The 23,359-nt window shown below is 48.7% G+C and carries 18 protein-coding genes and 1 pseudogene; 11 read left to right on the top strand and 8 right to left on the bottom strand.

Going from position 1 to position 23,359, the window contains the following annotated elements; genetic code table 11:
* Window positions 1-5: 5 nt before the first annotated feature.
* The gene (locus B067_RS0108575) at window positions 6-1,847 is read right to left on the bottom strand and encodes a DEAD/DEAH box helicase (protein WP_026244532.1); all 1,842 of its coding nucleotides are present in this window, start codon (window positions 1,845-1,847) and stop codon (window positions 6-8) included.
* Between the two features lie 139 nt (window positions 1,848-1,986).
* Between B067_RS0108575 and B067_RS0108570 the strand changes: the two genes are divergently transcribed.
* Window positions 1,987-2,496: a DUF3087 family protein gene (locus B067_RS0108570; RefSeq protein ID WP_019529667.1), complete on the top strand. Its 510-nt coding sequence runs from the start codon at window positions 1,987-1,989 to the stop codon at window positions 2,494-2,496.
* A 126-nt stretch (window positions 2,497-2,622) separates the two neighbouring features.
* On the opposite strand, the gene B067_RS0108565 is transcribed toward B067_RS0108570, so the two are convergent.
* From B067_RS0108565 to B067_RS19980, 3 genes and pseudogenes are all read right to left on the bottom strand, one after another.
* Window positions 2,623-3,789, bottom strand: coding sequence for an iron-containing alcohol dehydrogenase (locus B067_RS0108565; protein ID WP_019529666.1), 1,167 nt, complete (start codon window positions 3,787-3,789; stop codon window positions 2,623-2,625).
* 70 nt (window positions 3,790-3,859) lie between these two features.
* Window positions 3,860-5,233 (bottom strand): glutamine synthetase family protein, encoded by a 1,374-nt coding sequence (locus B067_RS0108560; RefSeq protein WP_019529665.1) that lies wholly within the window; start codon window positions 5,231-5,233, stop codon window positions 3,860-3,862.
* A gap of 315 nt (window positions 5,234-5,548) precedes the next feature.
* Window positions 5,549-5,773, bottom strand: a pseudogene (locus B067_RS19980) (transposase); the annotation flags it as partial.
* 300 nt (window positions 5,774-6,073) lie between these two features.
* Between B067_RS19980 and B067_RS0108545 the strand changes: the two are divergent.
* The 3 genes from B067_RS0108545 to B067_RS0108535 are packed head-to-tail and all read left to right on the top strand — an operon-like array spanning window position 6,074 to window position 8,917.
* Window positions 6,074-6,826 (top strand): mechanosensitive ion channel family protein, encoded by a 753-nt coding sequence (locus tag B067_RS0108545; RefSeq protein WP_019529662.1) that lies wholly within the window; start codon window positions 6,074-6,076, stop codon window positions 6,824-6,826.
* Window positions 6,823-7,644: a magnesium transporter MgtE N-terminal domain-containing protein gene (locus B067_RS0108540; protein WP_019529661.1), complete on the top strand. Its 822-nt coding sequence runs from the start codon at window positions 6,823-6,825 to the stop codon at window positions 7,642-7,644. The genes B067_RS0108545 and B067_RS0108540 overlap by 4 nt, the downstream gene beginning before the upstream one ends.
* Window positions 7,631-8,917, top strand: coding sequence for a magnesium transporter (locus tag B067_RS0108535; protein ID WP_019529660.1), 1,287 nt, complete (start codon window positions 7,631-7,633; stop codon window positions 8,915-8,917). The genes B067_RS0108540 and B067_RS0108535 overlap by 14 nt, the downstream gene beginning before the upstream one ends.
* Before the next feature lie 140 nt (window positions 8,918-9,057).
* Here B067_RS0108535 and B067_RS19975 read toward each other — a convergent pair whose 3' ends face one another.
* Window positions 9,058-9,894, bottom strand: coding sequence for a M48 family metallopeptidase (locus B067_RS19975; protein ID WP_019529659.1), 837 nt, complete (start codon window positions 9,892-9,894; stop codon window positions 9,058-9,060).
* A gap of 241 nt (window positions 9,895-10,135) precedes the next feature.
* Here B067_RS19975 and B067_RS0108525 point away from each other — a divergent pair, with 241 nt between their 5' ends.
* Genes B067_RS0108525 through B067_RS0108515 form a run of 3 tightly spaced genes read left to right on the top strand, consistent with a single transcriptional unit; the run spans window position 10,136 to window position 16,007 of the window.
* Window positions 10,136-11,623: a Wadjet anti-phage system protein JetA family protein gene (locus B067_RS0108525; protein WP_019529658.1), complete on the top strand. Its 1,488-nt coding sequence runs from the start codon at window positions 10,136-10,138 to the stop codon at window positions 11,621-11,623.
* Between the two features lie 33 nt (window positions 11,624-11,656).
* Complete coding sequence (locus tag B067_RS0108520; protein WP_019529657.1) at window positions 11,657-12,367, top strand: DUF4194 domain-containing protein; 711 nt, start codon at window positions 11,657-11,659, stop codon at window positions 12,365-12,367.
* On the top strand, window positions 12,357-16,007 hold the full coding sequence (locus B067_RS0108515; RefSeq protein ID WP_019529656.1) for an ATP-binding protein: 3,651 nt from the start codon (window positions 12,357-12,359) through the stop codon (window positions 16,005-16,007). The genes B067_RS0108520 and B067_RS0108515 overlap by 11 nt, the downstream gene beginning before the upstream one ends.
* A gap of 47 nt (window positions 16,008-16,054) precedes the next feature.
* On the opposite strand, the gene B067_RS0108510 is transcribed toward B067_RS0108515, so the two are convergent.
* Both B067_RS0108510 and hmpA read right to left on the bottom strand, forming a co-directional pair.
* Window positions 16,055-16,336: a TehB family protein gene (locus tag B067_RS0108510; RefSeq protein ID WP_019529655.1), complete on the bottom strand. Its 282-nt coding sequence runs from the start codon at window positions 16,334-16,336 to the stop codon at window positions 16,055-16,057.
* Between the two features lie 101 nt (window positions 16,337-16,437).
* Window positions 16,438-17,622 (bottom strand): NO-inducible flavohemoprotein, encoded by a 1,185-nt coding sequence (hmpA, locus tag B067_RS0108505; protein ID WP_019529654.1) that lies wholly within the window; start codon window positions 17,620-17,622, stop codon window positions 16,438-16,440.
* Between the two features lie 174 nt (window positions 17,623-17,796).
* Here hmpA and norR point away from each other — a divergent pair, with 174 nt between their 5' ends.
* The 4 genes from norR to B067_RS0108485 all read left to right on the top strand — a co-directional run bounded on the left by norR (window position 17,797) and on the right by B067_RS0108485 (window position 21,355).
* Window positions 17,797-19,374: a nitric oxide reductase transcriptional regulator NorR gene (gene norR / locus B067_RS0108500; RefSeq protein WP_019529653.1), complete on the top strand. Its 1,578-nt coding sequence runs from the start codon at window positions 17,797-17,799 to the stop codon at window positions 19,372-19,374.
* A gap of 5 nt (window positions 19,375-19,379) precedes the next feature.
* Entirely contained in the window at window positions 19,380-19,943 is a 564-nt protein-coding gene (locus tag B067_RS0108495) for a Crp/Fnr family transcriptional regulator (protein ID WP_019529652.1), read from the top strand.
* A gap of 72 nt (window positions 19,944-20,015) precedes the next feature.
* Window positions 20,016-20,510, top strand: coding sequence for a GNAT family N-acetyltransferase (locus B067_RS0108490; protein WP_026244531.1), 495 nt, complete (start codon window positions 20,016-20,018; stop codon window positions 20,508-20,510).
* Complete coding sequence (locus B067_RS0108485) at window positions 20,507-21,355, top strand: DMT family transporter (RefSeq protein WP_019529650.1); 849 nt, start codon at window positions 20,507-20,509, stop codon at window positions 21,353-21,355. Before B067_RS0108490 ends, B067_RS0108485 begins: the two co-directional genes overlap by 4 nt.
* A 789-nt stretch (window positions 21,356-22,144) precedes the next feature.
* On the opposite strand, the gene B067_RS0108475 is transcribed toward B067_RS0108485, so the two are convergent.
* A complete protein-coding gene (locus B067_RS0108475; protein ID WP_019529719.1) occupies window positions 22,145-23,305 on the bottom strand; it encodes an IS30 family transposase in 1,161 nt (386 codons plus the stop codon).
* Between the last annotated feature and the right edge of the window lie 54 nt (window positions 23,306-23,359).

Here is a 23,359-nt window from a genome sequence, read left to right as displayed (position 1 = left end):
AACGGCTATGCCAAGGCATTAGCCAGCCGATAGCGGCCCTGATAATCAAATATTTTTTCACGCACCACCCAATAGCGTTTTTGCTGGCGGCCTATCACAAAGTCTGGCGCCCTAAAAAGGTGGCTCTGTTGAAGTAAGGCGTCTACCGTATCGGTATTAACGTTTTGCTGGCGATCTTTTAAATGCTGCTTGCAAAATTGGTGATAAAAAGCGCCCCGCTGCGCCGCCGTATCAAAGCCAAAATACTCGGCCAGCTCGGCGCCCTCTTCATCGTGGTAAGTGACTTTTAAACGCGGCTGGCCCTTGGCGCTTTTCGCCTGGCTAAAACTCATACCGCTGCAGCGTAACACCTTGGCATCGCGTAATTGCAAAGCTGCTTTTAATTGATTATCAGGGTCTACCAACAAATACTCACAGTGGCTGCATACCCGCGCGGCTATATCATTTTCGCCATTACAGTTAGGGCATTCTTTAAAGCGATAGCGAAAGTCGCATTGTTGTTTTTTTTGCGGCTGTTGTTGGTTTTTTCCTTGTTCTAGCTCTTGTTTTTGTTCTAGTTCTAGTTCTAGTTCTGGCTGAGCACTCACAACAACTAAGCCCTGGCAACGCCGGCCATAGTGCTCTACCAAGTCACCATCACTATCCACCAAACCCCAAAATTGATTGCGGTGCTGGCAAACCGGGCAAGGCACGTCTACCGCCACCGCATTGCTATCGGGTTTGGCCTGGCCTATTTCTGGCCTAAATAAATCATGGGGGTTGCCAGCATAATCCAACACCAAGCAGTCTTGTTTACCCGGGCTTAAGCGCAGGCCACGGCCTATAATTTGTTGATATAAGCCTACCGATTCGGTGGGCCGTAAAATGGCAATTAAATCCACATGTGGCGCGTCAAAACCGGTAGTCAACACTGATACATTGACTAAAAATTTTATCTGCTGCGCTTTAAACGCGTTAATCACACTATCGCGGGCGCGCAGGCTCATATCGCCAACAATCAACGCGCTACAATCGCTGGGCAGGTAGCCCATAATCTCGCGGGCATGAGTCACCGTCGCCGCAAAAATCATCCCCCCTTTTCTATCGCTGGCCTGGTCTACGATTTGCGCGATAATGCGCTTAGTGGCGCGTTTCGCCCCTTTTAATACCCGGTTTACATCCGCCTCACTGGGCTGAAAATAACCCTGATGGCCGCTAGGGCGCAGCTGCTCAAAATCGTATAAGGCTACCGGGGCATCTTGCTGGGTGACAGGGGTTAAAAAATGGTCGTTTATCATCTGTCGTAACGGCAATTCAAAAATACACACTTTAAAAGCGCAGGCCTCGGTGTTTTTAACCGCATTTTGGGGGATGTGTTGCTGGTAAATCCAACCACTCTCTAGGCGATAGGGTGTAGCCGTTAGGCCCAACACTTTTAACTGCGGGTTAAAGCTTTTGAGGTGGCTGATAATAGTTTGATATTGGGAATCGGCATCCAAAGACACCCTATGGCACTCGTCAATAATCACCAGCGAGAAATGATCATCAAAGGCAGCCAAGTTACGGCTCACCGACTGCACGCTGCCAAAGACTACCTGCGTATCTGCGTCTTTTTGCTTAAGACCCGCCGCAAAAATACTGGCCTTAAAACCATAGTTGGCATACTTGCTGTGGTTTTGCTCCACCAGTTCCTTAACATGAGCCAGCACCAAAATGCGGCGTTTGGCTAAACGCGCCAACTCGGCAATCACCAAACTCTTACCCGCACCGGTAGGCAACACAATCACCGCCGCCTCATCGCTGGCGCGAAAATGGCTAAGCGTGGCGTCCACGGCTTGCTGTTGGTAAGGGCGTAAAGTAACGGGCATAGCCCAGCTCGTCATCCATAGTGGTTTAAAGCTAGCGATTATACGTAATATCTTAGGGTTTGGGTGCATGATTAAACGCAAGCAGCCCTTAAGCCGCTATAATGTCCACACAAAACCACTAGCCCTATGAGGAACCCGCGTGCAGTTTAAGCCCGTAGACAAAACCCAGTACAAACAACGCTACAAAACCGTAGGCATAGCTTTAGTTACTGTGTTGGTGATTTTAGCTCTCAGCTTTTCGACGCTATTAGTAACGCTATGGGGCGAGGCTAATTCAGGGGATAATTTTTGGCTGAACTTCAGCGGTGTCGCCCTAGCGGCCATCATAGTCACAGGTTTGTTACGCCACTATAAAGGACACTCTTATTTAACTGATCTCAGCTATGTGTGGGATTTAAAACAAGAACTCAACCGTATTAACCGCAAGCTACGGCCTATACGCAGCGCTGCTGAACAAGGCGATGCCTCCGCCCTATTAATTTTGCACTATTACTATCAAGGCTGCGAACAGCTGTGGACGCTGGATGACAACACACTGGTGTTGCCAGAACTCAAGCAGTGGCAGGTTGATTTACAAAATTGGCTGACGCAGTTTGCTGTGGAGGTTAATGCAGCGGATTATCGTCGTGAATTATTGCAAGCCTATTAATCAATATTGTGCACTGCGGGGTTAATAAACAATTAATAACTACGCGGATCGCAAGCACAGCCTGTCGTTACGCCGGTGCTAGCCGGAGCCCATCAACAACGCTACTTACCAGCAATAAATTCGGGCTTACAAAACACCCTCTACCGCCCGCACAAACAACTGCCTATATTGCTCTGCAGTAAAAGCAACGGGGTTACTCCCCGCCGAAGGATCTTCGGCAGCCATGCTGCCAAGCAACTCGGCCTGCGTACTGTTAATGCCTATGCCAGCCAAGGTTGCAGGTATGCCCACCTGCTGGCGCAAATCCAGCACCCATTGCAAAAAGGCGGCAAAACTCCCTGGCAAATCTAAATAAAGCGCCAACCGTATTATCTTTTGCTCTATCGCCGGCCGATTAGCTTGCAACACATAGGGCATCAAAATCGCATTTAACATACCGTGGTGGGCATCGTATAAGGCCCCCAAGGGGTGCGCCAAAGCATGCATAGCTCCCAAGCCTTTTTGAAAGGCGGTGGCCCCTAAAGTGGAGGCAACCAGCATCTGCATTCTGGCCTCTAGAATATCCCCCTGGGCAACCGCTAGCGGTAAATAATTTTTGATTAAACGCATGCCTTCAACCGCCACACCCGCGGCCATGGGGTGATAGCTAGGCGAGCAATACGCTTCCAAGTTATGCGACAAGGCATCCATACCCGTAGCGGCGGTTAGCTGGGATGGCAAGCCCACGGTTAATTGCGGATCTAAAATCACTATGCTGGGTAATATCTTGGGGTGAAAAATAAGTTTCTTTAATTGCTTGGCCTCATCGGTAATGACCGCAACGCGCCCCACCTCCGAGCCGGTGCCCGCCGTAGTTGGCACCGCCACTATGGGGGCTATGCCACGGCTAATAGCCTTACTCCAGTTATCCCCAACATCCTCAAAGGCCCACAGTTCAACGCTTTGTCCCGACATAAACGCAATAGCCTTACCTGCATCTAAAGCCGAGCCGCCGCCAAAAGCGATCACCCCATCATGTTTTCCCTCATTAAAAACCAGTACACCGTCGCTAATATTTTTAGCCGTTGGGTTACCTTTAATGCGGCTAAACAAACCACAGCGTAAACCCGCCTTACTACAAGCCGCTAGGCTTTGCTGCAGCATAGGCAAATCGGCAAGCCCGGGGTCGGTCACTAATAGAGGTGCTTTGATGCCTAAGCTGTGACAGGCATCGGCCAGCTCGCTGATACGACCTACCCCGGCGCGTATGGCGGTGGGGTAATTCCAGTTGGCGGTAAAGTGTGATTCATTCATCAGTGGCTCCGGTACGGCTATGTAATCAAAGCAATGGCAATTTAAAAACAAAAATGACAACGATTAAAGCTTAAATAATTTCGAAGTAGCGTTGTAACTCCCAATCACTTATATGACGCCTAAACTCACGCTCCTCCCACTCGCGGGTTGCTGCAAAATGTTCAACAAACGGCTCACCCAATAATAATTTCGCGGCCGTGGATTGTTTGAGTTTTTGCGCCGCCTCCCATAGCGTCTTAGGCAATGCCAACTCGGCTGCATGGATTTGTTCATAAGCATTGCCTTTTACCTGTGGCTCTGGCTCCAGCTTATGTTCTATACCGTATAGGCCCGCACCCAACGCTGCAGCTATAGCTAAATAGGGGTTGGCATCGGCCGCCCCCAAGCGCAGCTCCACCCGTTGCGACTTGCTATTACCGGGGATAACCCGCAACGCGGTGGTTCGGTTCTCTACCCCCCAGGTAGCATCGGTAGGTGCCCAAAACCCAGGTATCAAACGGCTATAACTATTAACGGTGGGTGCAAACATAGCCAGCAGCTCAGGCATCAGCCGCTGCTGGCCAGCTACAAAGTGGTGCTGAGTAGCGCTCATATTATGTGGATTATTGTCATCAAAAAAAACTGCACTGCCATCGGCAATATTTTTTAATGACAGATGGATATGACCACTTTGCCCGGGGTAATCACCAGACCACTTCGCCATAAACGTGGCCATCATATTATTGCGCTGCGCCAGCACCTTCATAAAGGTTTTAAACAAGGCCGCCTTATCACCGGCGGCCTCGGCCTCATCGTATGTAATAGCCGCTTCCAAAACGCCGGGGCCGGTTTCGGTGTGCAGGCCCTCTATGGGGAAATCCATCAACTCCGCCATAGCCAAAATTTTCTGATACAACTCAGCATGCACTGAGTTGCGAATAATGGAATAGCCAAAAAAATCGGGCGTTATCGGTTTTAAATTGCGGTAACCTTTTTCACGTATGCTATCGGGAGTTTCATCAAATAGGAAAAATTCATATTCCAAGGCAGCCATTGCCTCATAGCCCATAGCCTTAGCTTTTTCTATGACCTTGCGCAAAGCCGCCCGTGGGCAGACCTGCTCGGCGGCACCAGCAAACTCAGCAATAAAGATAAGTTGCTTGGGCTCATCAACCACATCACGGCAACTGTTCGGCAAAATGCGTACCGGCGCATCGGGGTAACCCGTGGCCCAACCGGTGTAGCTAACATTGTCGTATAACTGATCTTTGCTATCCCAACCCAACACCACATCGCAAAAAGCAAAGCCATCATCCAGCGCCGAGAAAAATTTTTGCTTGCTCATATACTTGCCACGCATAACGCCGTCTATATCAAACAGCCCTACCTTGACATGGCTTAAACCGCGCTCCTCAACGATACGCTTTGCATCCGCCACCGTTTTTACATCTCTTGCCTGCAACATAATGCCGTATCCCTCTTAAAAGAGTTAAAACTTCATGGCTATGCCGGTGCATAGCTCATGCATGCAACTGGGCCATTACCGCTGTTAATCCGCGTGTGCCATAGGCGGTTATTTTTTAAGAATAGCTTATTCTGGCGGCAGCGCGGTACGCTAGGGGACTTCGAGGAAGCGAAAAGTGGACGCGCCATTCGATGGCGCAACTTTACGACTTAAGAAACTGCTTTACCTTTGAACTGGGCAACAGCATAAACGCCTTATTAGGCCTAACGCTAAACGCTGCATTTATTGTAATTTTGGAAGTCATTAAATAGCGGCCTCTTTTAGAATATCGCGCGCCTCTGTCACCCGTTTTAATTCGGCCTTGAGCCTGTGTAACTCCTTATGGGAGGACTACTTAGCCTGATACTCCGCGACCCCTTCCCCATAACGATCTCGCCAGTTATACAAGCGCTTGGCAACATCCGCTATCGAGTAGCCTTTTTCGGTGACCTGCTTAACAGCAGCAAGCTTGAATTCTTCGGTGTATCTTTCCCCAGCCATAGTGGCCTCCTCTTTAAATACACTGTAACGTTAAGAGTGTCTAGTGACGTAGAGGCGATTCAATCGTGTATTTTTCCATGCTTAATATCCCTAAGCATTGTAATGTTTTAACTAGTAATATTATTAATTAGCACACTCTATTGATAACAACCGCCATTTTTTATTTAATAATAGCCGCTTAATCTAAGCAAAATACGGACTATTCAACTACGCTATACTGCAAGCACATTTACCCGCACACTGCGTTTATGTATTGACTATAAAAGCAATTTATTTCTAAACCACTAGGAATCTATATTGATGAATAGCTCTTACCTCAATCAACACCCTGAGTTTATTGCGATAGGCGTAGCTATCTGCGGAATTATCGTCGCGGGTTTTATAGCCAGATGGTTTGAAAAACTGCTAAACCTACTCGATAGATTTGTACGAAAAATCTCACCTTTACGTGCCGACCAATTAGCAACGGCAACACCGCGAGGCATCATTTCACGAGTGGTTTATTACGCCACTGTGATTTTTTTCCTATTGCTTGCTATTCGCATTCTCGGTATTTTCGCGCTCACCGAATGGCTAGATTTATTTCTCGGTTATATCCCGCAAATTTTGCTAGGCGGCTTTATTATTATCTCTGGTTATTTACTGGGGATTTTGGTTTATAGCGTAGTCAGCAACTTACTACACCCAGGCCAAAGCAAATTGTTACCACGCCTAGCACAATTCATCGTGGTGATTACTGCTGTGATGACCGGCCTAGAGCAAATGAAAATTGACGTCACTTTTGTCACCAATGTGATAGTGATTATCCTAGCCTCTTGCCTAGGCGGCCTCTCCTTAGCCTTTGCACTGGGTTCAAAAACCTTAGTAGCTAACCTGCTTGCGCGCCGCGGGCTAGCGCACTTAGCCGTGGGCGATACCATTATAATTGGCGATGCTCGCGGTATTATTATCGAGTTCACCGCTACCGGTGTAGCACTAGAAACCGAAGCCGGTGTTACCCACATACCGTCTGCTCGTTTTCTTGAACTCGACGTCACTGTGGTAAGCCCATGAACGTTGATAGCCTACTGGTTAATTTTGCCAGCCATCACCCTGGGGATGTGGCTGACCGTATGGATAATCACCCCGCCGAAGAAGTTGCTGCACTACTGCAAACGCTGCCTGACGAAACCGCCTGCGCGGTAGCCTCAAGGTTAGCCAGCAGGCCACTGTCAGCGGTGCTACACACTCTCTGCCAGCGCAAGCTGGGGGCAATGCTAGTAGCCGGCCACTATGCGGATGTGACGTCCTTGGTCTCTCATATGGCCAGCGACCTCCAACAGCAGGTACTGGCGGAGGCCCTAGAGCATGATAAGGAACAGCTAAGCCGCTTGTTTCACAACTCATTGAAAACCTTATCGGGCATCGCTAGCCCAGATTTTGTGCGGGTGGAGCTAAGCAACCGCTGTCGCGTCGTACTCGAACAATTGATTAACAATGATGTAACTGAGGAGCAACCCATCTTTGTCATCAATGAGTTCGGCGAATATCAGGGGATAGTTTCAAGCATGGTGTTATTGCAGGAAAAAAATACCGACCGCACTATTGCCGATGTATTACAGCATGTCGAAGCCCTAAGCGGCATTACCCCCTTTGCCGCTGCCCTAGCGGCACCGCAGTGGACACGATTTCGCGCGCTGCCCGTTATCGACAACCAGTCACGTTTACTGGGTGCGTTAAGCTTTGAACAGCTAGTCAGAGCACACAATGGTTTAATCGATGAGCATTTCGGACTGGGTGAATTAATAGGCGAAGTTGCCACCGGCTATATCGATGTCTGCGCCAGCCTGATGGAAATCACCGTAGGGAGAAACCGCGTTGAACCTGATTAATGCCCTTAAGGCCGATTACTTTTTCCGCCACCCGGTGGAAGCCGCACGCTTTATTGAACAGGCCAACACCCAGCACTTAGACATTAGCGGGGTACCCGTTGCTAGCCTAAGCCCACTGTTTGAACGCCTAGATCCTGGCCATGTACGCGAGCGATTTCTCGCCCTACCGCAGGCATTACAACTTGAACTGATAGCCAGCTTATCCATAGGCACCACCTTAACTATATTGCGTAACCTCAATGAGTTAGAGCGCGACGACTTGTTAGCCGCACTATCGGAAGGTAGCGCCAGCGAGATTCGCAAACTGCTAGCATTCCCAGAGAATACCGCCGGTTATTACATGGACAGGCTACACGGCCATTACCGTAGCAACATGACAGTACACGAGGCACTAGAACGTGTTCGTGACTCTAATCGCCGCCGCACACGATCCATCTATGTTGTCGACGATAATGGCCAACTAGCGGGCCGGGTCGACTTACAGGATATGGCGCTATCTACCGGCGAAACACTGCTTACTAGCCTGTTAAACCCCGTGGAAGGCACAGCCCAGTTAACCGATAGGCGGGAGGAGCTAGTCAAAACCTTTGACCTATACCGCACCGACTCCATTCCCGTTATTGACCACGACCGTAAATTGATTGGCGTGGTTCGCTACGCGGCGCTGTTTCAAGCGGCGGAAGATGAAGCAACCGTAAACATCCAAACCATGGTGGGCGCCAGCGCTGATGAACGGGCGCTTTCGCCAGCCCTGTTTGCCGTCAAAAAACGCCTGCCTTGGCTGCATATTAATTTGCTTACCGCCTTTTTAGCGGCTTCCGTAGTGGGCATATTTGAAGCTACCATTGCGCAATTTACCGCACTGGCCATACTGCTGCCGGTAGTCGCCGGCCAATCGGGTAACGCCGGCTCCCAGGCTTTAGCGGTAACCATGCGCGGCCTCGCACTTAAAGAAGTCACCGGTTTGCAATGGAAAATCGTGCTAGCCAAAGAGCTGAAAGTCGGTTTGATCGACGGCTGCGTGCTGGCAATCACCTGTGGTTTAGGCGTATATGTGTGGAGCCAATCTTTTGGCCTGGCGTTAGTTATCGCCATCGCCATGGTGTGCTCTATGATCGCTGCTGGGTTGGCGGGCGCCTTAGTACCGATGATTTTAGTGCGAATAGGGCAAGACCCAGCCACCGCCTCGTCCATTATTTTAACCACCGTGACCGATGTGGCAGGGTTTATTTCCTTTCTCGGCACCGCCACCTTGCTGTCGGCCATGCTTTAAATTGAAAGTATTAGCCCCGGTTAAAAAAGGGTGAATTTAATACTCGAGTGTTGCTAGCTTTGTTGCTTTGGATTCCGGCTCGCAGGCCGGCATGAGCAGGCCCATATCAACACAAATCCAGCAAGCCGTACCAGCCCCCACTACCCCGCCTTCTCAGCAGGCTTAACAGTTTTAGGGATAACAGGCTTATTGCACTGAGGGTTTTTGCCCGCAGCTTTGGCCTGTAAATATAAAGGCCGCATTTTGCCGAGGTTTTCGCGCAGGCGCTCAGCGCGATTATTAGGGTCGGGGTGGGTGGACAGTAACTCTGGTGGCGTCTTACCGTTACCTGCCATCAGCTGCCACAGACGTACCGCGTGGGCGGGGTCGAAGCCGGCTTTAGCCATTAGGCGCTGGCCTATATCGTCGGCCTCTGTTTCATGGGTGCGGCTAAAGGGCAGCTGCACGCCCACATAGGCACCCATACCCAGAGCCGCCATAATAATGGACTGCTGCTCGTTATTAGCGGTGGCTATGCCTGCTAACGTCATACCTATTACGGTAAGCTGTGCGGTAGACATGCGCTCGGCTGAGTGTCTGGCAATCACATGGCCTATTTCATGACCCATCACCGCCGCTAGTTGATCGGGCGTTTCGGCTAATTGCAGCAGCGCGGTATAAACCCCCACCTTGCCACCGGGCATGGCAAAGGCATTCACGCTATCGCTGTTAAATACCGCTATATCCCAGTTAGGGGGCAAAAACTCATAGTCGGCAGTGGCCTCGACAATTAGCGGGTCTATCACGCAGTGCACATAGCGGTTCACCGCCTTATCCTTCTCCAACCGCTCCTGCTGTTTCATCTCAGTAAAGGACTTAGCCGCAGCCGGGGCTATTTGATCGCTATCCACCATCATTAATTGCTTGCGGCCCGTGGGCGAAGTGGCGCAGGCGCTGACTAGTGAGCACAGTAATAGGCTAATAATAAAGCGGGGCATGTCGAATCCTTGCGGGTGTAGTTGAGGCTATTTTAACCGCATTAAGCAGAATATCTAGCGACCATTCCAAACTAGATGCAGTGCAAAAAACAACCAATACTATCTGTCGTATTTTCAAGCCCATCTAGCGCACACAAATGCCATTAAGCCCTACTCTCCCCCATGGCCTTACGTTACAATCAGCCCACAAAAATACACGCAGTAAGCCAGCGCCGCACTCACCCAGCACCTAAGACTCATCATGTTTTTTAACGATGAACGCCTACAATTTTTTAAGCCCCTGTCTAGCAAATACCGCGAGCAGATCGTGCAGTGCCTGGTGCTTTTGTATCAACGTCAATACAGCTCTAGCGCAGATTATGGCCAGTCGCTAAACCGCAGCCAGTTGATAGAGATTTTAGAAGAAGCGCTGGCCCGCTCGCAGGACTTGGTATTTGAAGTTGAGCCGCCAGAGCAAAGCCAGCAGCCAGAGCTATATAAAGAACAAGCACACGAACAAGAACAGCGCTTTAAAAACCACCGCGAGCAAGCCAACTGGGTACTCAAGCAATTAATAGAAGCTGGCTGGTTAGAGTGCCAAGTGGATGCCGCCACACTGCAATCCACCTATCCTTTTAGCCGCATGGGTCGTATTTTCTCGCTGGCCTTATTAGAGTCGGATAATAGCCAAATACGCACCCGCCACCGCAATACCCGCAATACACTGAATGCCTTAGAGGCTTTTATTAATCGCGGCGAAGTTTACGACTTGCTGGATGCCTATGAATATTCCGAGCGCATTATCACCGACTTTACCGATGTTATCTCAGAGTTAGAGGAGCGCAAGCGCGAGTTGGTGCGCGAGGTAGAGGCCCAGCAATTAGTGCAGCAGGCCAGCGATCAGTTTTTTGAATTTATGGAAAAACGCTTTCAGCCCGATATAGCCGTGCGTTTATCTGCCGACAGCGTAGAGAAACACCGCGACGATATCAATAAAGTCATAGCCAAAATTCGCCGCAAAAACAAAGATTTTAAACAAGAGGCCGAGCGACAACTGCGCCGCACCCTGCCCGACTTATGCCAGCCCGAGCAATCCTACTTATGGTATGTGTTAGATAGCATAGAGCAACGCATGCGCAACGCCGCCGACATCATGCTGCCCGCCCTGCGTCGCGCCCTGCACAGTTTTACCAAACGCGCCGACATAATTATTCGCCAAATTAGCTACCTCAACAGCCAGCACAATAATGATTTAGTGGAAGTATGCCGCGAGCTGGCCGACCTACCCGAAGCCGATTACCAGCACCGGCTGCAAAATGCCAGCCAGGCCATGGCCACATTGAAGCTGCAATGGGTAGACCCGCAAGCCATTAAGCTGCAAGAGCGCAAACAAAAACAATGGGTGGATAGCAGCGTACAAGAACATGGCGAAATTGATAGCGGCGCTCAACGCGAGTTAATGATTCAGCAATTACTAGATCAAGCTTTTATGATTAACGGTAAGCAAGTACACCACTATGTGCTTAACGCCCTGCGCGACGGCGGCCGCATTTCTACCAAGCAACTACCCATAGACAACGCCAATGATTTGCTAGCCATGGCCCACGTTATAGAAGTAGGCGCGATTAACAACCTAAGTTCAGAGTTAGCGTTTAAGGTTAGCCCTACCGGCAACACCGTAAGCAACTCTGAATACTACAAATCCTACGACGAATTCACCATAGAACTACTTAACAAACCAAATAACTAGCGACTAGCGACTCATAACTAAAGACTGACGCCTATGATACTGTCCGAGCTGATAGCCACCAGCCTAAAAAAACTAAACCTCAGCCCCGATGATTTTTCGGAGCTGCTAATACGCCTATTAGATTACGGCGTAATTAGCCGTGATGAGAGCCATGTCGAAGCCAAACTCTACGACCGCTATATCATCTGCCAAGACTTAGTCGAAGATTACCTATCGCCCTTAAAAGTTCGCCTGCAACACGATAACAAATTTAAATTTGTGCGCTTATATCCACCCGGTGCCAGCGTTCCCGGCATGATAGACCCCGACAGCGACGCTTTTAATAATGGCTTTAGGGTAAAACCCAATCAACAAGAAGTGGCGGTTATTTTGGTGTTGCGAGTTGAATATGAAAAATCCCTGCGCGAAGGCCAAGTAGACGAAAAAGGCTGCGTGCTGTTACCGCTAGAAGGCTTAGCCATCGCCCATAAAAACTTACTGCGCCGCTCCCTGCCCGATAATTTAGGCGAGCGCAAAGCTATTTTTAAACGTCTGCGCCAGCTGCGACTAATCCATTTTAATGCCGAAGCCGATTTAGAATCTGCCGAAAGTTGGATTAGCATACAACCCAGCATTACCAGCTTTGTTAGCAGTGAGGTGCTAGACAGCCTCTATCCACAAACCGCCACCGACGCTAACAGCTCATCCAGCAACACAACTAACAACACAAGCAACAGCAACGAGGAAGCCACGGATGTTTTGTAAGCGCGGCATATACGTTAACTGGGGTAATATCCCCCATTTAGAATTTGATTTTGGCCCCATTAATTTATTTTCCGGCGGCAATGGCTCAGGTAAAACTACCGCCGCCGATGGCATACAGTCACTAATGACAGCCGCACACGAAAACTTATTCACCTATAACCCCGGCCAAGATGAAACCACCCAGCGCGGCCGCGGCGGTAAGCAAGTGCGCACCCTAGCGTCCTATGTTTTAGGTTGTGACGACGGCAGCTATGCCCGCACTACGTTAACCGACGGCTATGTAGCTGGCGTCTTCCACCCCACTCAGGGTGAAACTGGCGAGGTGTTTACCGCAGTCATGTGCGTAAGAGCGCGCATAGATACCGCCAATGCCACTAGGCAGGCGCGGCAAGATGACTTATTGTTTTTAATTGTGCCCAATCACGCCCTTAGCCTTAGCGATTTTGTTAAAGAAGAAGCTGGCGGTAAAACAATAGTCCCCATCACTGAAATCGCCAACCTCCTACGCATACGCCTAGGCAAAGACGCGGTAGAAAGCTACGACAAAAAAGGCCCCTACTTACGCAGATTGTATGGCGCGTTTAAAGGCTTAAAAGGTGCCGTTAATGACAGAGAAGCCAAACACGCGGCGCGTACCTTTTCTAACTTTATGGCCTATAAACCCGTTAAAAGCATCACCGAATTTGTCGCTAAAGAAATTCTAGACCCTAAAGATTTATCAGAAGATATTAAACAAGTTTCCGAGTTGATGAAAACCATACACAGTATGGACGAGGAAACCCGCTACATAAAAGAAGCCATAGGTAACTTAGACAGCGCGCAAATCGCCACCCAAAGCTATATAGAAGATTGGGGCCAGCACTGCAGCGGCGAGTACGCCGAAGTCACGCGCCAGCTATTACTGAAGCAACAAGATTACCTCAAGCAAAAAGATGATCAACGCCGCAACCTAGAGGCCATTAACGATACCGGACTACAATTAGACAAAGCCAAGCAAGCCAAACAGTTATTGCATACCCAGTTAGTGCAATTAGAGGCGCAGCGCAGCGGCATTAGCGCGCTAAAAAATAAAGATCAGTTAGAAAGCGATATAAAAAACTATCAAGACCAGTTAGTCGCGCAAGTAAAACCGCTGCTAGAGCAAGATCAGCAATTCGCCAAAAACCACCAAGCGGCCAAGCAACTGGCACAAAAGCTACAGGAGCTTTCGCTGGGCCTAGAAATAAACACCCTAGACAGTAAAGCTTTTCGCAAACAACTCAAAGCAGTGATAGACGGCCCCAGCGATACCGGCCTAGACATGCAGCAAGTGCTCACCAAAGATTGGGTAGGTATTAGCGCCCTAGAGCAAAAGCTTAGTGATGTTAGCCAGTTAGAAAACAGCCACCGCCAATTAGGCCAGCTATTACACCAAGGCGAGCGCGAAGCCAGCGGCGTGAGCATACGCGATCAATTATTTTCGCTGCAGCAAACTAAAAAAGAACAGCTAGATAAATTAAATAGCCAATTGCACAACAAAAACAACGAGATCAAACACCTCACTAATCACCAAGTAAGCTACCCGCCCCATGTTGAGGCCGCCATAGCCGCCATAGAGCAACAGTGCCCGCAGGCCAAGCCCTGCGTATTATGCGATTACGTGGAAGTGTTAGACCCGCAGTGGCAAATGGCCATAGAAGGCTATTTGGGCGGCGCGCGTTTTTCTATTATCGTCGAGCCCGAATACGAGGCGCAGGCTATACGTATTGTTCGCTCCATCAAAGGCAAACGTAATAGCGCCAAAATTATTCAAGGCGCTAAGGCGCAACGTGATGCCAGCAAGCTCAGCCTATCTAAAGAGTCTATCGTTGCAGTGATGGCCTTTGAGCACAAAATTGCCCAGTACTTTATTCAAGCCTCTTACGGCGCGGTGGTGCGGGTAGACAACGAAGAAAACTTAAAACAAACCGCCCGCGGCTTAACCGCCGATGGTTTAGGCTCGGGCAGTTACAGCCTATTCCGATGCGATCTTAACGATGGCCAGCTAGTGTTTGGCCAAGGCGCTAGGGAGCGCGCCCTTAGCGCTAAACAAAGCGAGCTGCACAACTTAGAACAGCAAAGCCAACAGTTGGAAACTGCCTATCAAGATACCGCCCGCGTTCATGAATTGGTCAACTATATACAAGTAGTCGAATGCAGCGACATTATTAGCCGTATGCTTAGCCACTATCGCCAACTCGATATGGCCGAAACACAGCTAGCCAATTTAGACCTCAGCGACTTTGAAGAACTAGAAGCACAACTGGCCGATAAGCAGCAGCAACACCAAGACATAGAAGCGCAGCTGCAACAGCTCAGCGAACAACGCGGCGCTTATAACAGCAAGGTACGAGTGCTTGAACATAATTTAGAAAAGTTTGAAAACGAACGCGAGCAATTGCAAGCGCTACAAGAGATCAAAGAAGCCTTAGTGTTAGCCGCCAGTGATATGTACCCGCGCTTTGATGGCGAGGTTATGCTGGAGCAAGCCGAGCAGCGCGCCAACAGCGCTATGGGCGAATACTCCTTTGTGGCCGACAACCACGACTGCCTAGCTCGCCTAGATAAAACCGACCGGCAGCTATACGAAACCGTTACCCACCATAATCAAAACAGCAGCGCCTACAATAATATTGTCTATTTCAACCACAGTGGCGAGCCCCACAATGCCGAGCACTTTAAAAACATGGTGGCCCTGCAAGAGCAAATTGCTGGGGTATATAACGGCTTAAAAAATAATGTATTAGTCGAAAAGCACGAAAAAATTACCAGTTTAAAAGAGAGCTTCAACACCGCCTTTGTCACCAACCTCTGCCACTCTATTTACCAATCCATTAGTGATGGCAAACGCATACTGGACGACTTAAACCAAGAGCTAGAGCATCACGTCTTCGGCTCAGACCAAGAGCGCTTTAGCTTTGGCTATGACTGGGTACCGGAATACCAAGAGTACTGGCGCTTTTTTAAAGAGGTAATCGACATACCCAGCTTAGGCGATGGCAGCACCCTATTTGACATAGAACTCAGCGCCAAAAGCTGCCAAGTGCGCGACAAACTGTTAAGCATGTTGCTAGATAAAGACAGCCAGTTCGCCCTGCAAGAGCTGCAGCGCATTAGCGATTACCGCCACTATCGCCGCTACGAAATTTACAAAACGCCGCTGGATAAAGAACCTATAGCCTTAAGTAAATACGGCACTGGTTCGGGTGGCCAGTTAGAAACACCGGCCTATATCATACGCGCCGCAGCGGTCACCTCGGCCTTTAAGTTTAACGAAGGCAGCAGCCACTGCCGTATGGTGTTGGTGGATGAAGCGTTCTCAAAAATGGATGAGACCCGCTCGCGCGAGGTTATCAACTATTTAACCCAAGCTTTAGGCCTACAGCTAATCTTTATTATGCCCACTAGCAAATCCGGTCCGTTTATGGATTTAATTAGCAACCAGGTGGTATTTAGCAAATGCCCCACCACCGAAAAAATTGGTGAGTTGAATACGCGGGTACTCGTGGATAGAAAAGCCTGTAACCAAGAAAAAATTGCCGAGCTATGGGCCAATCATAGAAAAACGATTAGGCAGCAGGGGATGCTGGATTTTATGGAAGACTTAACAGTCGTTAGTTAGAGAGTCGCTAGCTCCTAGTAAGGAGTCTCTAGTTTAAAAGACTTAGCTTAAGGCAGCTGGTAAAACTCTACGTAAAATTTTACTTTGCCTAGGGGTTTTACTTGGTGTAGCACTGTGGGCTCTACTACGCCGTGCTGCTCTGTGCTTAGCACTACTGTCTCTAACTCGGGCTCTAGTATGCTGTATTCTAGCTGGCCTGCCAGTATGTTGATTTTACCCCATACGCCAACTTTAGTTTGATGTGCCTTTAACAGTCCTTTGGGCACAGTGTTTTCATCAAACTCTGGGGTTTTCTTGTACGCTATTACATCGCTGGGTAAGTCTTTCATAAAATGCACTCACTGTTTTTTACTTAAGTAAAATTAACAAATAGCCGCAGCGTATGAGCTACGCTGCGGCTTTGTTAGCTACCGCGTTTAAAACAATAACTTTATGCCGCCGACTCTAAACTTTCTAGCGGGCCGAAAAATTCATACTGAATATTTTCTACCGGCACACCCAATGCCTTTAAAGCATTATAGCTAGCCTGCATAAACGGCTTAGGGCCCAGCATATACACATCGATATTTTTATCGCTGGGTAACATGCCCTCTAACAACTCACGATTAAGATAACCCTGCGCATGGGGTTTATCCTCAGCGCTGGGTTTTTCGTAGCAGTAATTTATTTTTAAATTACTGTGTTGGCCCGCTAAGTTATCGACATGATCTTTAAAGGCATGGTGGCGGCCATTAATTGCGGCGTGCACAAAGTGTACATCACGGCCGCTGGCTACTGCAGGATTAAGCATACTCATCGCCGGGGTAATCCCCACACCACCGGTAAGCAATACCACTGGGCGGCTTTCTTGGTTGAGGGTAAAGTTTCCTGATGGCGACGTTAAGGCCATCTCATCGCCCACATTCACATGATCATGCAAATAATTAGAAGCTACCCCACCTGGCTCGCGCTTAACACTGATGCGGTAATACTCGGTGCCAGGCTGGTTAGATAAAGAATAGTTTCTGCGTATGGCTTCGCCATTCACAGCAAACACAATAGTGATGTACTGACCGGCTAAGTGCTTGGCTATGGCCTTACCATCGGCAGCTTCAAAATAGAAAGACGTAATCACCTCACTCTCTTGCTCTTTACGGCGCAAGATAAACTTACGCTCACCGCGCCAACCACCTAGTTGCTGTTCGTTTTGCTGGTAGGCCTGCTCTTCGGCGCCTATCAATAATTCTGCCAATTGTTGGTAGGCCTCACCCCAAGCCGCTAAAATTTCATCACTGGCTACATCGCCCAGCACTTCTTTTATTGCCGCCAACAAACATTCACCCACTATGGGGTAATGCTCAGGCAAAATGTTCAACGACACATGCTTTTGTACAATTAACGCCACGGCATCACCTAACAGCTCTAGGCGATCAAGATTGGAGGCATAGGCCACCACGGCATTAGCCAACGCTCGGGGCTGGCTGCCCTGCGCTTGATGCGCTTGGTTAAAATAGGCTTTCACTTCGGGGTAACGGCTAAACATCAGCGGGTAAAACACCGCGGTAATCTCATCCACTTTAGGGCCTACGGCCGGTAGTGAGGCATTAACCAAATCTTTACTTTGCTGCGACAACATTGCACTCTCCTAAGCGTATTAAAACAGTGGGCGGCCTTATTTAAACCACCACTACTACTAGCTCTTTCAAGAAGCGTACCAACATATAATCTGTTGATTTATATGGAAAAATAATCTACCGTTGTCAGCTTAACAACGATAGATTGCAGTCAGAAACACAACCAAGAGATCAATATGACAACAAGCCGATTTATTCAATCGCTACTCGCTATTGTCAGCGACCTATCGCAACCGCTATCCGAAGAGCTACGCTTGCAAAGGCTATTACAGGCGGTTAAACAGGTGTTCCCCTGCGATGCCACCGCCCTGTTACGGCTGCAAGAGCACAAACTGATTCCGCTAGCCGTAGACGGCCTCAGCGAAGATACCATGGGCCGAGAATTTGCTGTGGACCAACACCCTCGCCTAGCCACCATCTTATTAAGCCGCGAGCCGGTACGCTTTGCCGCTGACTCTACCCTGCCAGACCCCTACGACGGCCTAATCAATACCAATAGTGGCAGCCTGCATGTACACGACTGCATGGGCGTATCCCTATACATAGACGGTAAGCCCTGGGGAGCACTCACCCTAGATGCATTAAGCATAGGCAGCTTTGACCATATCAATATGGTGGAACTAGAAGCCTTTATACACTTAGCAGAAGCCACCGTGAAAGCGGCCGACTTAATACACAGCCTAGAGGCGCAACTGCAGCACGAGCACCAAGTAGTGCAATCGGTATTAGCCGATCGCAGCGCTCAACCCATGATAGGCAAAAGCCCTGCCATGGCCTCATTGCGCCGCGAAATCACTACCGTAGGGGAATCCGATTTATCGGTATTAATTTGCGGCGAAACCGGCGTGGGCAAAGAGTTGGTCGCGCAGCAAATTCACCAGCACTCCGCTAGAGCCAATGCTGCATTAGTCTATGTTAACTGTGCCGCGCTACCCGAAAACCTAATTGAAAGTGAATTGTTCGGCCACGAAAAAGGCGCATTCTCAGGTGCTACTCAGTCGCGGGCGGGCAAGTTTGAGCTGGCTAACGGCGGCACCTTGTTTCTTGATGAGGTGGGTGAAATCCCCATAGCCGCACAGGCAAAATTATTACGCGCCCTGCAAAGCGGTGAGATACAACGCATAGGTAACGACCAAGCACTGTCGGTGGATGTACGCATAATTGCCGCCACCAACCGCCAACTGCCACAGGAAGTATCAGCCGGCCGCTTTCGCGCCGACCTATACCACCGCTTAAGCGTCTACCCCATACATGTGCCGCCGCTGCGCGAACGCAAACGGGATGTATTATTACTGGCGGGCTTTTTTATAGAGCAGCAGCGCAGGCGCTTAGGGCTACCGGCGGTGCGCCTAGACCCTCACAGCCAAACACAGCTACTGCATTACCAATGGCCGGGTAATATACGCGAGCTGGAACACAGCATCAGCCGTGCCATATTAAAAGCCAAAAATAATAGCCTGGCCACCGCATCGCTATTGCAGATTACCGCCGATGATTTAGGTATAGAGCAGAGCAGCAGTGCGCAACATATTACAGCTGACAACACTACCAGCGGCGACGCAACTGATACTGGTACGAGCGAGACTGACACCACAACTACCCCTATCAGCCTCAAGCTAGCCACCGATGATTTTCAGCGCAAACTGATACAGCAATTACTACACCAGCACCAAGGCAATCAGGCGCAGGTATCACAGGCACTCGCCATGGACCGCAGCAATTTTTATCGTTTAAAAAAACGCCTAGGGCTTTAACCGATATGAAACAGCGCTTTATTACTTTTTTACAACAGCAGGGTTTTAACCCCGAGCAGGCACAGCTATGCAGCCAGCACGCCGAAGCGGTAGAGCTGCCATCGCAAACCCTGCTGTGCAAGCAGGGCCATGCCCTTGAGTACGCTTACTATTTAGTGAGCGGGCTATGCCAAGCCTATTACCTTACCGATGAGGGTAAGAGTTTTAGCAAAGAGTTTTACTGGCAAGGTGATTTTATAGTCGGCTTTGAAAGCCTACTCACCCAACAACAATCACCTTATAGAGTCGCCACCCTCACCCACTGCCAACTGCTACGCCTGCCCATAAAACAAGTGCAGCTATGGCGCGAACAAACGCAGCCTTTTTATCAAAAGCTATTAGAAAACCAGCTACTCTATAAAGAAAGAAAAGAGCGTTACATGCTGCTACATAGCCCCGAGCAACGCTATAAGCTGTTTAGCGAAAACTACCCCGAGCTAGAGCAGCAACTCACCGACTACCAAATCGCCTCGTATATAGGCATTACCCCTATAAGCTTAAGCCGCATTAAAAAAAGGCTGAAATCTTAACAAAGGTTAAGGCTAAAGCCGGGCGTTAACGCTAAAGTGCGCAGCAGTAAAACCACAGCTAATGAGCCCGCTATGAACTGGATATGCCTACCCTTTGCCCAACTCAACACCGAACAACTCTATGCGTTAATGAAACTCAGGGTAGATGTGTTTGTGGTAGAGCAAACCTGCCCCTATAACGAGTTGGATAACAAAGACAGAAACCCCGGTTGTTATCACCTGCTGGGTTATCAAGAAAGTGATCAAGAAGGCCAAGATGGGCAAGATGGGCAAGATGGCCAGCTCGCCGCCTATAGCCGCCTACTTGCCCCTGGCATTAGCTATGAGCATGTCAGCATAGGTCGCATAGTCACCCACCCCGCACACCGCGGTAACGGCCTAGGGCAACTACTGATCAACACCGCCATCACCCAGTGTCGCCAGCTATGGCCCCACTGCGCCATTGATATAGGCGCACAACTACATCTCAGTGATTTTTATGGCCGCTTTGGTTTTAAGGCTTTTTCTGATAGCTACCTAGAGGATGACATCCCACATATTGATATGCGGCTTAGCTCTAGCCAGTGAAATACCTTAGCGTGGTAACCCTAGCTATTTTAGTATTAATAGCCGGTAACTTTGTCATGTCTTTATCGGACGTGGCGGTAAAATTATTAGACGGTGGCGTATCCGCCTTTCAATATATTTTTATCCGGCAGCTATGCTGTCTGCTGCTACTATTACCCTTTTGGCTTCGTTGCAGCGCAAGTCAACGCACACTAAAACACGGCACCGTCACCACACTTAGAGCGCACCTAGTATTAGTGGGTAGCGGCTGCGCAATGGTGGCACTTACCCACCTACCACTGGCCACCGCCAATGCCGTATTTTATGCCGCACCTTTAATTATGCTGCCGTTATCCATATGGATAATGAAAGAAAAAGTACCACTAGCTCATACCCTAGCCACAGCACTAGGCTTTATTGGCGTGTTAATTGTGTTGCGCCCTTCACAGTTTCATTGGGCTGCACTATTTGCCTTAGGCACAGCTTTTACTTGGGCATTGTTTAATGTACTGGTTAAAAAACTGCCGGTAGAGCAACCCGTCAGCATTACCTTAATCTGGACCAACCTCTTAGGGCTACCCCTAGCCGGCGTGTTAGCGGTTATCTTTTGGCAACCTATGTCGGCATTGGAGTTAGGGTTAATTGCCATTAGCGCACTCTTTTCCCTGCTCTACCACGGCACATGCGTATTTTCTTATCACCGAGCCCCCACCTCACAACTAGCCATCGCCGAATACTCGGGGCTGATTTTTGTTAGCCTAATAGGCATGGTTTATTTTGAGGAATATTTAGATGTGCTTTCGCTAGTGGGTATAGCGCTTATTGTGTTGCCTATCGCTTTGCAAAGTTTGGGTAAACTCAGATAGTCCGGCAGTGGTTAGCAGCTAGTAAATAAAAGAGCACTTAGGGTAAATTAATTAGGCTCGGAAACTACCAATAGCTCATGGGTTGTTTTTTAACGACTCTGACCCTGTTGATCGCTCTCTTGAACCCTAAATCTTTTCCGAACCTTGTTCGTCCCGCGACACCAAAGCCTTCATCATTTCTTTCAAGCCAGGCTCTAGGTCAAGTAATTGCCACTGATTATGGAAAGGCACACGTTGATAAAGCCGAACTGTGACTTCGTAATAAGTTTCTGTAAGCTTAGACAGATCGTCAGTGCTAACTGGATATTTATCTTTTATCGCTTTGAATGTTAAAGATGGTGACCGGTGCGCCACTAGATTGTTCCTTTGCATATTAATATTTTTTATTACGACACTGAACTTATCGATCTCTTTTTTAAGAGAGACCTCTTCGGCTTGAGTGATATACCCCCCTCAAACGCTTCACCAATGAGACTGTAAAGGCTAACTCCTCGCTTTGACTTCATCATATCCAAGTGCACTATCATGGACTGAAAATAGTGCTTGCCCAGCACTATTTAGAACATAACCAACACCCCAGGACCAATGAATCCGATTATTGGGATTCATAAATTCACTATAAATTTGAAAGTACGAATTTACATGCATCGCTAGCCTCATTTGGTTCCATACCCTATATCCAAGGCTAGATGTCTTCTTTGACATATTATTATATTGCTCCGGCAAATTTTCTTATATTTAACAGTTTATTTTATAGAGTTTCCAGATATAACAATTATGGCGGTGATCTCAAGCGGTCGCTGCAACACAAGTATTAAATCTAGCAGCAGGTGTTTCGTATTCCAATGTTTTTCTCGGCCTTTCGTTGAGTCGTCGAGCTATCCCATTTAACTTTGCTTGGGAGTGATCAGACAGGTTTGTTCCTTTTGGAAGATACTGCCGCAATAACCGGTTAGTATTTTCATTAGAGCCTCGCTGCCACGGTGACTGAGGGTCACAAAAGTAGACCTTAATATCTGTCGCTAGCGTAAATCTCTTGTGAGCGGACAGCTCACTACCGCGATCCCATGTCAGAGATTTATAGAGTTCGTTGGGTAACTTTTTTGATTGTTTGATTAACGCTGTAACTACAGTGGCTGTCTTTCTGTCTGCTACTTTCACGAGCATGACGTATCGCGAATGCCGCTCAACTAGCGTCGCTATATAGCTGTTGTGGGTACCTGCAATTAAATCGCCCTCCCAGTGACCAGGTACCGCTCTATCTTCAACGGATGCGGGTCTCTCACTAATGGTAATGGCATCTACGATCTTTCCCCGCCCTACGCCTTTAAGACTAGAATACTTTGATCTACGCTTAACACGTTGTGATCGCAGGCACTGAATAAGCTCTTTTTTTAAGGCTCCTCGCGCTTGTATATAAAGCGTTTTATAAATAGTTTCGTGTGACACGTAAAAGTTCTCACCTGCCGAATATTCTCTCTTCAACCAACCTGATATTTGTTGAGGAGACCATCCAGCTTTAAGTTTTCGAGCGACGATCATACTAAGCGATTGATTACATAGCAGCTTACATCGCTTTGGCCGCTTGGCTCTCTCCCATGCGACTTTATCTGCTCGGCTAGCCCGATAGAGGTCGTATCCTCCGTTACGATTAATTTCACGACTAATTGTAGACGGAGCGCGACAAAGCCCACTCGCTATCTCTCTAATTGATTCATCAGTCGCTATGCCTCTGGATATTTCCTCTCGCTCGGATAACGACAAACAACGGCTCGACCTTTTTCGGACTGGAGGTCGTATGCCACCGGTTTCAGCGATGATGTGCTCAATTGATGAGTGATACCTATCAAATAGCCGAGCTATATCGGCTAGTGAGTCACCTTGTTGGTAGCGATCCCACATTAACTCTCTCTGCTCGGCGGTATAATATATTCGTTTTCTTCGTTTCATAGCGACGCTCTCCTTAATTAAAGAATAGCGTTGCAATGACCAATTGAAACCACA

It is taken from the genome of Dasania marina DSM 21967, from assembly GCF_000373485.1.
Classification (GTDB): Bacteria; Pseudomonadota; Gammaproteobacteria; order Pseudomonadales; family Dasaniaceae; genus Dasania; species Dasania marina.
The sequence above is the reverse complement of the archived record's forward strand: the minus strand, read 5'-3'. Positions and strand labels throughout refer to the sequence as shown.